The organism is Mycolicibacterium xanthum (genome assembly GCF_019710635.1).
GTDB classification, from domain to species: domain Bacteria; phylum Actinomycetota; class Actinomycetes; order Mycobacteriales; family Mycobacteriaceae; genus Mycobacterium; species Mycobacterium xanthum.
This window is the reverse complement of sequence record NZ_JAIFZS010000011.1, coordinates 220775-235601: the sequence shown is the minus strand read 5'-3', so window position 1 is coordinate 235601 and position 14827 is coordinate 220775. Positions and strand designations below refer to the sequence as shown.

Here is a 14827-nt window from a genome sequence, read left to right as displayed (position 1 = left end):
ACGGTCGCGAACGACGCCCCAGTCGCAGCCGTGGCTTCTCACTCGGCTGCGTCGCGGCCATACTGCACAGGAATCGAAACGGCGGCAGAGGGGAACACGAACACCATGACCGTTGCACAGCGCGAACGAGCCGCCCTGGTGGAGGCCCTGCGGGAGGCGGGCCCGGATGCCCCCACCCTCTGCGAGGGCTGGACCACCCGCGACCTCGCGGCACACCTGGTGGTGCGGGAACGCCGCCTGGATGCCGCAGGCGGAATTCTGGTGCCGTTCCTGGCCGGCTACACCGAACGCGTGCAGCGACAGGTGGCCACGTCCACCGGCTGGGACGAACTCGTCGGCAAGATCGCGTCCGGGCCGCCGCTGTACTCACCGTTCAAGCCGCTCGACGCGGTGGCCAACGCGGCCGAGATGTTCATTCACCTCGAGGACGTCCGGCGCGCCCGCCCCGGCTGGGAACCCCGGGCCCTCGACGAACAGACCCTGGCCGCGCTGCGCCGCCCGGTGGCGATGATGGCGCGGATGACGATGCGCAGGGCGCCCGCCACGGTGGTGCTGGCCACCCCGACCGGGGACACGCTGGCCACCGTCGGCCGCGGGCCACGTGTGCTGGTCACCGGCGACCCGGGCGAGCTGCTGATGTTCGCCTCCGGCCGCAGCGAGGCCCGCGTGTCGATCGACGGCGATCCCGCCGTGGTGGAGGCCGTGCAGAAATCCCGCGGCGGCCTGTAGCCTCCGCCCGGACTCTAGGCTGGCGTCGTGGACCCGGTCGATTTCCGCATCTTCGTCGAACCCCAGCAGGGTGCCGGCTACGCCGACCAGCTCGCGGTCGCGCGCACCGCGGAGAGCGCCGGCTACTCGGCGTTCTTCCGCTCCGACCACTACCTGGCGATGAGCGGCGACGGACTGCCCGGGCCGACCGACTCGTGGGTGACGCTGGCCGGCATCGCCCGGGAGACCTCGACGATCCGGCTCGGCACGATGGTCACCTCGGCCACCTTCCGCTATCCCGGCCCGCTGGCCATCTCGGTCGCCCAGGTCGACGAGATGAGCGGCGGCCGTGTCGAATTCGGCATCGGCGCAGGCTGGTTCGAGGCCGAGCACCGCGCCTATGCCATTCCGTTCCCGGCACTGGGCGAACGGTTCGACCGGCTGACCGAGCAACTCGAGGTGATCACCGGCCTGTGGGACACCCCGCCCGGCCAGACCTTCGACTACACCGGTACGCACTATCGGGTCGCCGATTCGCCCGCCCTGCCCAAGCCCGTGCAGACCCCGCACCCACCGATCCTCATCGGGGGCGGCGGCGCCAAGCGGACTCCGGCGCTGGCGGCGCGGTTCGCCACCGAGTTCAACATCCCGTTCGTACCGCTGGAGACGCTGACCGCGCAGTACGCCCGGGTGGCCGCCGCGGTCGAGAAGGCCGGCCGCGCGACGGACTCGATGACGTATTCGGCGGCGTTCGTGCTGTGCGTGGGGCGCGACGACGCCGAGATCGCCCGGCGGGCGGGCGCGATCGGCCGCGAGGTCGACGAACTCCGCTCGAATTCGCCGGCGGTGGGAACCCCTGCCGAAGTGATCGACAAGCTCGGCCCGTTCCTCGAGGCCGGCGTGCAGCGCATCTACCTGCAGGTTCTGGACATGTCGGACCTCGATCACATCGAATTCGCCGCAGCGCAGATCGTTCCCCAGCTCGGCTGACCCGGCCGTGGGCACGCCGCCGCGGATACTATCGGTGGCCGTGACCGACCGGGATCGAGACGACGACCAGCGGGATGCGCCGCCCGAACCATGGCACAACCGCACGTCGACGTTGCTCGGCGCCAGCGCGGCGGGGCTCGCGGCCATCGCCTTGCTGATCGGCGCCATCTTGTACGTCACCCGTCAGGCCAACGAGCCACAGCAGCCGCCGAACCTGCTGGAGCCGAGCTATTCGACCACCCGGTCCGGCCCGACAACCTCGACCACGACGGCCACCATCACCAGCACCAGCCCGCCGCAGACCTCCGACATCAACCCGGAGACCACGACGCCGAGCTCGGAGTCGTCGTCGGTCACCACCATCACCACCCGCCCGCCGCGCACCCGTGACCGCAGTAGCGATAGCGAGACGACCACGACGACCTCGCGCAACCGGCCACGCACAAACGTGACCCGCACACTGACCCCGGTTCCCTAGCCGCAGCGCCTAATATCAGGCTTCGTGGCGCGCTACGGATCCGACGACGACCAGAACTACTACCCGGACGACGAGCCGACCCGACTCAGCAACTACAGCGGGCAGGAGGGCTACGGCGACGAGCCGGCCCAGCCCGACCCGACGCCCTGGTTCCGCAAGCCGGTGGCCCTGGTGTCCTTCGGCGCCGTCGGCGCGGTGGTGATCGCGCTGGTCGTGTACGCGCTGGCCAAGTTGATCACCGGCGACTCGGCGCCGACCACCACGACCACGACGCCCCTGACGCCACTCACGTCGACCTCGGCCGCCCCCTCGGTAGTGCCCCCGGTGACGGTGACCGAGACGATGCCGTCGACCGAGGCGACCACGACGACCGCCACCGAACCGACCACCACGACGACCACGACCACCGAGCCCACGACAACGACGACCACGACCACTCCGAGCACGTCGGTCAGCACCAGCACCAGCACCGTCACCCAAACCGAGACTCAGACGGAAACCGAGACCGTCACCGAGTCACCGGAGCCGCCGGCGCCGTGATCCGGCGCTAGCAGACGACGTCGTCGGCGGGCACGCATTCATCACCGGCGGGCTCGGCTGCCGGAGCGGCCGTCGGCTCAGGCTCGGCTGCCGGAGCGGCCGTCGGCTCAGGCTCCGGTGCGGCCGTGGCCGCCGGTTCGGGTTCCGGTGCGGCCGTGGGCTCCGGTTCGGGTTCCGGTGCGGCCGTGGGTTCCGGTGCGGCCGTGGGCTCCGGCTCGGCCGTGGGCTCCGGTGCGGCCGTGGGCTCCGGCTCGGCCGTGGGTGCCGGCTCTGCCGCCCGAGGGGCCGAGGGCAGCGGCGGGAGCACGAACGTCCACGGCGCAGCGGGCGCAGGGGTCGGTGCAGCGGGCACAGGGGCCGGCGCAGCGGGTGCGGCCTGCACGGGTGCCGGAACCTGCTGCGGAGCGGCCTGCTGCGACACCACCCGTCCTGGCACCGGCGCGACCGCCGCCGGACCAGCGGCCGGTACCGGGCTTGCCGCCAGCACCGGCTCGGTGATCGTGCTCGGCGCCGGAGGCGCCGCATCGACAGCAGCCGGATCCATCGGCCTGGTGGCGACCGGGACGGAGACGCCGGACGTTCCGGGCTCGGCGGTATCGGGCTCTCCCCCGTTGGCGGTCAGGGCCAGCACCGCCACCGCCGCCGCGGCAAGGCAGGCCGCGCCGGCAAACAGCGCGCCGGGCCGCCGCAGACCGGTCGGTGAGCGCCCCGCACCGTCGGCCCGCCACGCGTCGAAATGCATCTCGGGCCGCGCCAGACCGGGTTCCCCGACGGGCTGGACGACCTCGGTGACCGCCGGTTCCTCCTCCTCGGCCGACCACGCCTCCTCGGCCGACCACGCCAGGGCGACCGGCGCCGGAGCGGAGGCCGCGACGACCGCGGTGCGCTCGTCGGTTTCGGCACCGCGAAGCGCCATCTGCTCGGCACCGGCCGCCGCGGCCACCTGCGGGTTCGGGACGGTGGTCACCGGCAGCCGCAACGTCTCGGAAAGGCGTTGGGTGACAAGCGGTATCGCAGCACCACCGCCGACCGTCACGACCGCTGCGAGTTGTGCAGGCGCGACCCCGGCCCGTGACAACGTGTCGAGCAGCGCCTCGAGGAACCCGTCGAGTGCGGCGCCGATGACCGATTCGAGCTCGGCCCGGGTCACCCGGACCGTCGCGTTCGCGCTCACCAGCGCCGTCGCGGTGTGCCGGCTGAGCCGCTCCTTGGCGGCTCGGCACTGCTCCCGAAGATCGGTCAGCGCGGCGACCGACGACGTACCGGCCGGGTCGATGTCGAGCCCGGAGAGCACGTACCGCATCAGGCTCTGGTCGACGAGATCGCCGGAGAACTCCTCACAACGGACCGTCGGCCCGATCACCTCGAAGCCGTCTCCCGCGTCGGCGAGGGTGATGCTCGCGCCGCCGGCACCGAAATCGCACACCGCCACGACGCCGTGCACCGGCAGACCGGGGCCGCTCCGCAGCGCCGCCAACGCCGCTACCGCATCGGAAACCACCCGCAGATGCGGCACCCGCGACCGCAGCGCCCGCACCGCCGAGTCGGGCCAGTACGCGGGCACCGCGACCACCACCGCATCCGGCCGGCGGTGCGGCCTGGCCAGGCGGGTCAACGCCTCGATCGCATCGGCCGTCAGCCGGTCGGCGTGATGGCCGGAGCCGTCGGCGGCCACGATGGGCACCGGGTCGCCCACCCGCGCGACGAATCCCGACACCGAGAGCCCGGTCGTCTGGGGGCCGATCAAGCACGGTGGAAGGCCTGGGGGCAGGGTGAGCACCGCCGGGCACAGCATCGGCCGCCCGTCGGCGACCGCGACGAGGTTCTCCGCACCCAGCGAGACACCCAGGGACGAGACACCTGGGGAACAGCGCATGCCCGTATGTCGCGCACGGACCCCGAAACGTTAGCCCCGGCGAACGGCCGAAAGTACCGTCAGCGGCGCTGCGCATACTCCGCGACCAGCGCCTCGGCGCTGCGCACGGCGGCCCGGCAGGCCCGGGCCGAGAACGGATCGTTGAGCGGGTGTTCGGCGCGCCTCCGCCAGCGCTGAGCTGCGGCAAAGGCCGCCCGCGGGCCGTCGTCGGGCTGGTCGGGCGGTAGCCCCAGCCTGCTCGCCGCGTCGGTGCCCGACCCGCCGATCAGACGGCGCAGTGAGGCCATCTCCTCGGGGTTGAGCGTCGTCGGCCGCGAACGCAGCAGGCTGAGCAGCCGCAACTCCTCGAACGCGTGCGTGTCGGCCAGCAGCGGCTCGATGTCGGCCAGGATCTGCGGTGTCGCATACCCGGGGTTCACCTGCACGAACTGCCGAAGCGCGACCAGCGCGGTGTGCACCTTGAGCATCTCCGAGCGCTGGGCGAACTGTTGATCGATGACCTCCCGCAACGTCACCAGGCCGCTGCGCTCCAGCAGTTCGTCGGCGAGCGCCACCGAGTCGCTCACACCGGCCCGCAGCACCGCGATCGAGATGCGGATCCCGAACATCCCGAACCGATCGAGCAACGCCGCACGGGTCGCGGCGGGCACCGGCAGCATGCTGTCCGCCCGGACGAACCGGTCCACCGACAGCATCGCCCTGGCCAGTTCGGCGGGCTCCACGCCGGCCAGCTTCTCCAGCGCCACGAACTCGCTCTGCCGCAGCGTGCGGGCCGTCAGCGCGAGCAGCCCGGACACCGGCACCACGGCCTGGCAGATACCGGTGCGATCCATCTCGTCGGTGAATCGCTGGGCGACGTCCTTCGCCGACATCATCGCGTCGATGCGGCCGGCGCCGATCTCGTCGGCGCGGGAGGCCACACCGATCACCCCCAGCGCGCCCGACGATCCGCCGACCAGCTGCCCGATCTGCTTGAGCAGGGCGATGTCGGCCGCGTTGAGGGTGCGCAGCAGGAACACCACGGCGTCGACCCGGGGCACGCCGTCGTCGGGCACCAGCAGCTGCAGCGTGCGGGCCGAGACGTCCCGAGACAGCGACGACGTGCCCGGCGTGTCGATGATCGTCGCGTCGGCCAGCTCGGCGGCAGGCCATTCGACGTCGAGGTCGACGACGTCGTCGGGGTCCAGCGTCGCGAAATCGAACGTCAGGCCCCGCTGCTCCGCGGGACCGGTCGAACTGCGGGTGATCGGAACGTTGGACCGCCGGCCATCGCGATGGTTGGCGGTCACCTTCGGGGTCGGACCGTGGTGGAACGACGTCACGATCCGCGTCGCCTCGGTCGCGTCCGTCGGTGCGATGTCCTCACCGACCAGCGCGTTCACCAGCGTTGACTTGCCCGCTTTGAGCGTGCCCGCGAGCGCGATGCGGATCGGTTGGTTCAGCCGTCGCCCGATGCGCTCGAGTTCGGCGTGGACGTCGGGACGCGCAGCGTAGGCAGGATCCGACCGGTAGGCGGCCGCCACCCCGCCCAGGATCGCGCGCACTCGGTCGCTCGTGCTCAGGATTCACCGTTTCGTCTGCCCGACTGCTGACGCTTAGAGCTTAGTGACCGGGCCAAACGTGCCGGCGTGGTCGAGCACCTGACGGAGGATGTCGGCCTGGCGCTCGAGTTCCTTGACCCGGCCGGCGCGCTCGGCGTCGGCGACCTTCGCGGCGGCGAGCGTGGCCTGCAGCGACTCGTTGAGCGAGCGGGTGGTCTGGTTGGCGATCTCGCGGTAGTGGTCGCGCAGCTGACGCTGGATGCCCTTGAGCCGGTCGCGGGACTCCTTGCCGACCACGAACGCGACGTCATCGACGAAACGGCGGACGTTGGTCTTGGCCTCGTTGCGCACCCGCAACATCCGGTTCTCCATGTCCTCCTTGTAGGCCTTGCGGCCCAACACGAATCCGGCGCCCAGCGACAGCGGGTTGAACATGCCGAGCCCGGCAAAGGACGTCAGCATCCCGAACATCAGCACGCCGCCGTAGGAACCGCGCATCCCGGTCACGACCTTGTGGCCCAGCTTGAGCGGTTTGGCCTCCAGCTCGGTCAGGGACCGGAACTCCTCGAAACCGGCACCCATCTCCCGTGCGTCGATCTCGGGCAGCCGCACCGAGCCGAGCCCCACCTCGGTGAACGTCCGGGCCACCTCGGCCGCCAGCGCCTCGGCCCGCCGATAGGCCCACACGAAGTTGTCGCCGACCGCGGTGGCGACGACGTCTTCCAGCTCGGCACCGATCTCGGCCCAGTTCTGCGTCGGGTCGGTGCTGTCGATCACCCGCTCGGTATGGAAGGTGATGGTGCGGAAACGCTGGCGCAGATCGTGGTCGACGTCGGCGGTCAGGTCGGCGATACCGTCGTTGAGCACCTGCTGCCACAGCGCGGTCTGCTGCAGCGCGTCCTGAGCCTCCTGCTTGCGCCGCTCGAGGTCGGCGGTCAGCCGCTCACGGGCCTGCGGATCGTCGAGCGCCGACAGCTCGGACTGCACCGAGAGCTTGAGATGCTCGGCCACCGCGCGGATCTCGCCGATCACCTGATCGCGGATCCGGTCGTTCTCCCGGGAGAGCACCTTCTCGGAGAGGAACTTCACGATCGCCGGAAAGTTCGACTCCTCGTTGAGCTCCTTGTCGTTGAGCTGCACCGCGTGACTGCGCAGCGTCGACGACGCCGGGATCAGCGGGGCGGTGATACCGGCGCGCCGGAGGTGGGCGATGTTGGCGTCGACCACCGCCCGCCAATGCGGGTAGAGGTCGGTCTTGGTCGCGACGATCGACGCCACCGGGCAGATCTCCAGCGCCTGGCGGATGAACGTCATCTCCGGTTCGGTGAATTCCTGGCTGGTATCGCTGATCATCAGCATCGCGTCCGCGTCGGGCAGCAGACCCAGCGTGGCAGACAGGTGGGGCTGACCGTGACCCCCGACGCCGGGGGTGTCGATGAAGGCCAGGCCGCCCTTGAGCAGCGGGCTGGGCGCGGTCACCTCGACGCGGAGGACCTCACGGCCACGGGCCTGCGGCGCGCGGCGCAGGTCGTTGCGGAGGTCTGCGGTGGGGATGTCGACCAGTTCCGGTTCCGCGCCGTCGGGCCCGGCCACCACGAGACGCGCGGTGGCCTGCTCGCCGTAGGACACCACGGTGGCCACCACCGTGGACTCGTCGTCACCCACCCGGGCGACCGGCATGTTCAGCAGCGAGTTGAGCAGTTGACTCTTGCCCTGCTTGAGCTGGCCGGCGATCACCACCCGGATCTGGGGGTCGGTGATCCGCCGCTCGGCCCGCGCGAGCCGGTCGACCAGATCGCCCCGCTGTTTGGCTTCGGCGATCGTGCTGGTGTGGTCGATGAGCTCGACGATCAGCTTGACCTTGCGAGGGTCGTTCGGCTGCGTCATGGTGTCCTCTTGTCCGGTGGCGCTGGATCAACGTTAGGCGCGCGGACCGGCGGGGACCATCGGGTCCCCGCCGGTGCGATGTGGCCGCGGGCTGCTCAGAACGCGTCCAGCACGGTGTCGGTGCTGGCCTCGTTCCCGGAGAACAGATCGGTGTGACTGCTGGTCTCGTTCCCGGAGAACAGATCGGTGCTGGTTGCGTTGCCGGAGAACAGGTCGGTGTTGGTCTCGTTGCCCGACCCGATCGCGGTCTCGTTGCCCGACCCGATCGCGGTCTCGTTGCCCGACCCGATCGCGGTCTCGTTGCCCGACCCGATCGCGGTCTCGTTGCCCGACCCGAGGTTGGACTCGAAGTTCGACGAGTTGTCCTCGACCGAGCTCTCGGTGGAGGTCGAGGTCTCGGTGCTGACCGCGGTGTTGACCGAGTTGTCCTCGACGTTGTCGCTGCCGTAGTTCCCGTCGATCTGGGTGCCGGTGTTGACGTCGTCGTCGGTGATGATGATGCCGCCGCCGGAGCCTCCGGAGCCGCCCGCCGCGTTGCCGCCACCGATGCCGATCAGGCTGTCACCGCCGGCCGCGCCGCCACCGTTGCCGCCGCTGGTGTCGACGTCGCTGAGCACCGGGGAATCGTTGTCGGCGATCAGGTCGTCACCAGCGGTCTGTGAGTTGTCCTCGACCTCGTTGTCCTTGCCGACGACGACGTTCGAACCGGCTCCGGCGAGGATGTCGCCGTTGTTCAGGGTGTTTCCGTCGCCGAGCGCGGCGCCGTCACCGCTGACGATGTCGCCGTCGTTCTCCCCGTCGACCACGACGCCGCCGTTGGTGGCGGTGTTGCTGGTCTTGTCGCCCAGGGTGATGTCCCCGAAACCGAGGTTGAACGCCCCCGCCTGGGAGTTGGCGCCCGCGCTCTGGTCCGGGCTGAGGAACTCGGCGTTGGTGTTGTTGCGGCTGCCCAGCTCGGTGTTGGTGTCCGGCGCCCAGGTGGTCTGGGGCGAGAACGGCGAGGCGAAGCTCTGGGCGAGGTTGTGGTGATCGGCGACCGCCCGCTGCAGGCCGACGATCGGGTCTCCGCCGCCGAGGGCGTAACCGGCGGGCGCCGCGGTTGCGGCCACCGAGGCCAGCTGCGCCGCGGTCACGTTCGGCAGGCCGGCGTCGCGCAGCGCACCGTCCGGGTCGATGACGAACGATGCCGCCGACGCCGGGCTGCGGAACAGGTCCAGGATGAAGTCGATGATGGTGAGCATGGGAGTGCCTTTCGTGATCGTCCCGAGGTGCTCTTCGGGGGAGCCTTCTCGCCGGACCTTCCGGCGATCTGCCGACCACGCTATGGGCGTCGGGCAAGCCCCGAAACGGGGTTGCTGCCCATCCCCGATGGGGGATGACTAGGGATGCGGACACCAATGGGTTAGGGGGTTAGGGGTGGCTCGGGGGATTCTGTCCCGGCGCTTCCCTAAAGAAGGAATCATCGCAGTTCAGACACCAAAAAACCGCGCGGATCGAGGATCCGCGCGGTCTGGGTGCGTACCCGGGAGGGGAAGGGTGCGTACCCGGGAGGGGAAGCTCGTCAGTCGAAGAGGTCGAACCCCTCGCCTGGGTGGCTCGGGTCGATGAGCGCCTGCCCCCAGTCGTCGGCGAAGCCGGCGTCGGTGACGACGGGTTCCTCGATCGGCAGCTCTTCGAACTGCGGCGACAGCGCTGCATCGGTGAGATCGGCAACCTCGGGAACCGCAAACGCCGGATCGGCGTCACCGACGATGTCGGGCACCGCGGCGTGCGTGTCGATCACCGCATGCTCGGGCAGATGGTCGTCGAACGCATCGAAGGCCGCGGTCGCCGCACCGCTCGCCCAGACATTGCCGCCGGCAGCGACACCGGCACCGTCATCGAAGGCGTCCAGACCGTGCGCGGGAATGGACATCGACAGCGACTCCGCCACCACCGGGATCAGATTCTGCACGTCTGCACTGGTCACGTCGGTCAGATTCGCGTCCGCAATCGCCTGTGCGGGATCGGCGGCGTAGCGTGCGGCGGCCTCGGGATCCCGCACCAGCGACATCACGAAGTCCAACAATGAGTTCGCCATGACCGCACCCGTCCCCTGCCCTACCTGTCCGCACTGCCGACACCGCCGGGACCGGATATCCCCGACATGTTGATCCCGATGTTATCCGCCTCGGAGCTCGTCGGGATCGGTGCCCAGCCCAGTTCGGCATCGGGGCCGTTAGGGGGTTGACCGATAGGGGATCGGCGACACTAGGGGGATGAGCGCCTGCGGGTCGGGATCAGTCGCTAAGGTGGGGCACGGCCCAGACAGGAGACGCCATCATGACCGAACCCCTGGGGTTGTCGATCGGAACCACCAACCTGGCGGCGGCACACGTCGGCCGTCCTCCACTTCTCCGGCGATCCATCCTCAACCTCTACGACGACCGCGGACCCGAGGTCGGCGCGCCGGAGCAGATTCCCGGCTACGCCGAACCCGCCGTCGTCCTGGACGGTTTCGTCGACCGGGTCGGCGACCCGGTCCCGCTGGTGGCCGCCGACGGCTCGGCCCACCGGGGTGAGCAGGCCCTGGCCGTCGCCCTCGACGCCATGGCCCGACTCGTCGGCGGCGGTGCGCCCGTCACCATCGCGGTCCCCGCGCACTGGGGACCCGCAACCGTCGGGGCGCTGCGCGGCGCACTGCGGACCTGGCCCGGCCTTGCCCCCAACGGGGTGCCGCCCACGCTGGTACCGGATTCGACCACCGCGCTGGCCGCGCTTCGGACCACCCAGCAGGTGCCCGCCGAGGGTGTGGTCGTCCTCGTCGACCTCGGCGGCAGCGGTTCGAGCATCACGCTGGCCGATGCGGGTGCCGGCCTGGCCACGATCGGCCAGACGGTGCGCTATCCGGACTTCGCCGGCGACGCCATCGACCGGGCGCTGCTCAACCACCTGCTCGAGGGTTTCTCCGACGCCGGCACCGCAGACACCGCGGGTACCGCCGCGGTGGGCCCGCTGATGCGGCTGCGGGACGCATGCCGGCGGGCGAAGGAACAGCTGTCCGCCGAGACGGCCGTCGCCGTACCCGCCGAGCTGCCCGGGATCGACTCCGAGGTCCGGGTGACCCGCGCCGATCTCGAACAGCTGATCACCGAACCGCTCGACGGACTGGTCAGCGCGATCGAGGACACGCTGCAACGCAACGGCCTCGGCGCCGCCGCGGTGTCGGCGGTGGCCACCGTCGGCGGCGGCGCCGCGATCCCGGCGGTGACGCAGCGGTTGTCCGAGCGGCTGCGCGCAGCGGTCGTGACCACCCCGGAGCCACAGCTCAGCGCCGCCGTCGGCGCGGCGCTGGGCGCCGACCAGGGCGGCGCGGCGGATGCGCCGACCGGGATGGCGCCGGCGGCCGATGCGCCGACGGCGATGGGGCACGCGGCGTGGGCCGCCGGCGCGGCCGGTGTGGCCGCCGCCGAGTCGGCCAGTGACGGCGCTTCGTCGGCGACCTTCCGGGCTCTCGCGTGGTCGCAGGATGACGACTCGTCCGGGGATCCGCTGCCCTACACCGGCGCCGACTACACCACCGATCCCTCCGGGGGCGGCATGACCGCAGCGCGTCCGCCGGTGGAGTTCGACCGCCACGACGACGGCTTCGACGACTCCCTGCCGCCGCTGCCCTGGTACAAGCGTCCGCCCGTGTTGTTCGGCGTCGCCGCCGCGGCGGCGCTGTTGGCGGTGGGTGGGCTCGCGATGACGCTGACCGGTTCGGACGGCGGTTCCTCGCCGCCGGGCGAGATGTCGAGCACCGTTCCCGGCGAGCCGTCGGCCGTACTGCCTCCGCCGGTGACGACGGTGACCATCGGCCCGGACGGTCAGGCCACCACCACGGTCAGCCAGCCGCCGCCCACCACGCCGCCGGAAACCACGTCGGCCTCGTCGGAAACCACGTCGACGACCACGACCACCACCACCCAGCCGACGACGACCACCACTACGACGACGACCACGCAGCCGACGACGACCACCACGACCAGGACCACCACCACCCAGCCGACGACGACCTCGGCGGCACCGACCACCTCCGCGGCGCCGACCACCTCGGCCGCACCGACGACCTCGGCGGCACCGACCACCGAGGAACCGGTCGCTCCGGTCACCACGACGGTCACCGCCCCCGACGCCGGCTCCTGATCCCCCGGCGATGACGAACGCGGCGCCGCACCGGCCGACGGATCTGCCCCCGGCCTCCCGGGAGGCGGTCGCCGCGGTGGAGGCCGATCCGCGCGCCGCCGTCAAGCTGTTGGTCACCGGTGGCATCGGTACCGGCAAGTCGACGGTGCTGGCGGCGTTGCGGGCGTCGTTGCGCTCCTCCGGCCGACGGGTGCTGTCGCGGCCCCCGGCCCCGGAGTCCGGCGGGGCGGACGACATCGTCGTCGTCGACGACGCGCACCTCCTCGACGACCCGGAGCTGGACCGCCTCACGGAGTTGGTGGCCATTCCGGACGCGTCGGTGGTGATCGCCGCGCAGCCGCTGGCTCAGCACGGGGCGATGCGCCGGCTCGCCACTGCGCTGCGACGGGAGAACCCGGCCGTGACGTTGGGGCCGCTGCCCGCCGTCGAGGTGGCCCGGCTCGCGGCGGCGGTGCTGGGCGTGCCGGCTACACCGGAGCTGGTCCGGCTGATCATCGGCTCGACGGCCGGTCTGCCCTTCCTGGTGCGCGCCGCGCTGGTCGCGGCCGGGGACGGCCCGGGTGCCGTTCGCCAGGCGGCCCGGTTCGCGCTGATCGAGCGGCTGCGGCTGGTGGAGGAGCGGCTGCTGGACACCTTCCTGGTGTCGTCGCTGAGTCCCGATCTGGGCCCCGACGATGTCGCCGCCGCGCTGCGAATGCCCTCGGACACCGCGTTGGCTCTCGTCGACCGCGCCCGCGCGAGCGGGTTGTTCGAACCGTCTCATCCGCAGCAGTTCGCCCAGACGGTGCACGCCGGTATCGCCCAGCTGGTCGGCACGGCACGACATCACGACATCGAGGTCGCGGTGCTCTGTTCACAGCTGGAGCTGTCGACACTGACCCCCGACCTGGCGCTGCGGATGGCCGAGCACGGCCTGCGCGATGACCGGCTGGCCGCCGCGCTGACCGACCTCGCCGGTTCGGCCCGCGATCGTCCGGGCCAGGCGGCGCGGCTCTACCGGGCGGCGGTCGACGCGGGTGCGGCCGCTTCGAGCGCGAACCTGGCCGACGCGCTCGCCCTGACCGGTGACTGCAGCACGGCCGGTCGGCTCGCCGACGAACTACTGGCCTCGCAAGATCCGGCCGAGCGTGCCGCTGCCGTCCGGATCGCGGCCAGCATCGCGCTGCACGACGGCAACGCCGGCCAGGCCCGCGACCTGTTCCGTTGGTTGGGGCCACCGCCGGATGCCCTCAGCGGCGCGGCGGCCGCCATCGCCGCGCTGGCCGCCGGCGATGCGCCCCCTGCCGCCGGCGCCGGTTCGGGCCCGCCGACATCCACCGCTCGGGCGGCCGCCAGCCTGATCGACGGGTTGGCGCTGACGCTGGATCACCCGTATCCGATCGCGCTGGCCCGGCTGGGCCAGTCCCTGGGCGTCGAGCAGGGTCTGACCGGTGTCATCCCGGATACCCCCGCCGCGCTGGTGACGCTGGCGGCGCTGCACGGCGGTGATCCGGTCCGGGCCCGCAGCGTGATCGGGCGCGCGGTTCAGCGCGACGGTCCAGGCGGCCGGGAGGCGGCCTTCGCGGCGCATCGGCACCGGCTGCTGCTGGGCTGGGCCCATATGCAGGACGGGCAGCTGGCAGCGGCCGCGGCGTGCGTGCCGGGCGACGGGGCGCCCGCGCTGCACCGGCGGGACGCACTGTGGGCCGCCGCGCTGCAGGCCGGCATCGCCCGTCGCGGCGGAGACAGCGGCGCCATGCAGGCACACTGGTACGCCGCGATGGAGGTGCTGGCCGAGTCCGCGCCCGACCTGTTCGCGCTGCTGCCGCTCGGCGAACTCTGGGTCACCGCGGCCCGCATCCGGCAGGTCGACCAGCTGCGCCACACCCTCGACGAGGCCTTCGCGCTACTGGCCGGGCTGGGTGACCCGGTGCTGTGGTCGGCGCCTCTGCACTGGGCGGGGGTGCACGCGGCCATCCTCGCCAATTCGCCCGACGCGGTCGCACCGCACGGGCAGGCGCTGACGGCGGCCGCCCCGCACTCGCCGTTCGCCAAGTCGCTGGCCACCGCCGGACGGACCTGGCTGCGGGTCCTGGCCGATCACGTCGACACCGATGAGGTGATCGCCGCCGCCCGCGGACTGGCCCAGTTCGGCCACACCTGGGACGCCACCCGGCTCGCCGGCCAGGCGGCGCTTCAGACGTCCGATCCACGAGTGTCGCAGGCGATGCTGCAGCTGGCGCGCGACCTCAAGCAGACCGTCACCAGCCCCGAGCCGACGGTCGCCGCACCGGCTCCACAGGTCGCCCCGCAGCGGCCCACCGCCGCCCAGCTGTCCGACCGAGAGCGTGAGGTGGCCGAGCTGCTGCTGAACGGCATGCCCTACCGCGACATCGGCGCACAACTGTTCATCTCGGCCAAGACCGTCGAGCATCACGTGGCCCGGATCCGCCGGCGGCTGGGCGCCGAATCCCGCTCCGAGATGCTCTCGATGTTGCGGGCCCTGCTGAACTCTCCGGACGGTCGGTAACCCGCCTGACCGACTAGTTAGGTCAGCCTTCGTAGCGACGTTTCTTGACAGGATGCAACTATGAGCAGGCACCGAGCTTAAGTTACTGCTCAGTAACATACTGCAAGTTACCCATTGGTAACTACGAAACC

11 protein-coding genes are annotated in these 14827 nt (G+C 71.5%); 5 read left to right on the top strand and 6 right to left on the bottom strand.

Annotation, left to right across the window (positions count from 1 at the left end):
• The first annotated feature begins 105 nt into the window (after positions 1-105).
• Complete coding sequence (locus JDV09_RS07255) at positions 106-729, top strand: TIGR03085 family metal-binding protein (protein ID WP_221368429.1); 624 nt, start codon at positions 106-108, stop codon at positions 727-729.
• Positions 730-756: 27 nt separating this feature from the next.
• Complete coding sequence (locus tag JDV09_RS07250; protein WP_221368428.1) at positions 757-1698, top strand: LLM class F420-dependent oxidoreductase; 942 nt, start codon at positions 757-759, stop codon at positions 1696-1698.
• A gap of 228 nt (positions 1699-1926) precedes the next feature.
• On the opposite strand, the gene JDV09_RS27230 is transcribed toward JDV09_RS07250, so the two are convergent.
• Positions 1927-2157 carry a hypothetical protein gene (locus tag JDV09_RS27230; protein ID WP_221368427.1) on the bottom strand — a complete coding sequence of 77 codons (231 nt, stop codon included), beginning with the start codon at positions 2155-2157 and terminating at the stop codon, positions 1927-1929.
• Between the two features lie 43 nt (positions 2158-2200).
• On the opposite strand from JDV09_RS27230, the gene JDV09_RS07240 reads away from it, so the two are divergent.
• Positions 2201-2716, top strand: coding sequence for a hypothetical protein (locus JDV09_RS07240; RefSeq protein WP_221368426.1), 516 nt, complete (start codon positions 2201-2203; stop codon positions 2714-2716).
• Positions 2717-2723: 7 nt separating this feature from the next.
• Here the strand turns inward: JDV09_RS07240 and JDV09_RS07235 are convergent, their stop codons facing one another.
• The 5 genes from JDV09_RS07235 to JDV09_RS07215 all read right to left on the bottom strand — a co-directional run bounded on the left by JDV09_RS07235 (position 2724) and on the right by JDV09_RS07215 (position 10100).
• A complete protein-coding gene (locus JDV09_RS07235; protein ID WP_221368425.1) occupies positions 2724-4592 on the bottom strand; it encodes an Hsp70 family protein in 1869 nt (622 codons plus the stop codon).
• Positions 4593-4651: 59 nt separating this feature from the next.
• On the bottom strand, positions 4652-6154 hold the full coding sequence (locus JDV09_RS07230) for a dynamin family protein (RefSeq protein WP_221368507.1): 1503 nt from the start codon (positions 6152-6154) through the stop codon (positions 4652-4654).
• 33 nt (positions 6155-6187) lie between these two features.
• The gene (gene iniA, locus JDV09_RS07225) at positions 6188-8020 is read right to left on the bottom strand and encodes an isoniazid-induced dynamin-like GTPase IniA (RefSeq protein ID WP_221368424.1); all 1833 of its coding nucleotides are present in this window, start codon (positions 8018-8020) and stop codon (positions 6188-6190) included.
• A 95-nt stretch (positions 8021-8115) separates the two neighbouring features.
• On the bottom strand, positions 8116-9261 hold the full coding sequence (locus tag JDV09_RS07220) for an IniB N-terminal domain-containing protein (protein WP_221368423.1): 1146 nt from the start codon (positions 9259-9261) through the stop codon (positions 8116-8118).
• Between the two features lie 320 nt (positions 9262-9581).
• Entirely contained in the window at positions 9582-10100 is a 519-nt protein-coding gene (locus JDV09_RS07215) for an Rv0340 family IniB-related protein (RefSeq protein ID WP_221368422.1), read from the bottom strand.
• A gap of 242 nt (positions 10101-10342) precedes the next feature.
• Here JDV09_RS07215 and JDV09_RS07210 point away from each other — a divergent pair, with 242 nt between their 5' ends.
• Complete coding sequence (locus JDV09_RS07210) at positions 10343-12187, top strand: Hsp70 family protein (RefSeq protein ID WP_221368421.1); 1845 nt, start codon at positions 10343-10345, stop codon at positions 12185-12187.
• Positions 12188-12197: 10 nt separating this feature from the next.
• Positions 12198-14696 carry an isoniazid response ATPase/transcriptional regulator IniR gene (gene iniR / locus JDV09_RS07205; protein WP_221368420.1) on the top strand — a complete coding sequence of 833 codons (2499 nt, stop codon included), beginning with the start codon at positions 12198-12200 and terminating at the stop codon, positions 14694-14696.
• Positions 14697-14827: the final 131 nt, after the last annotated feature.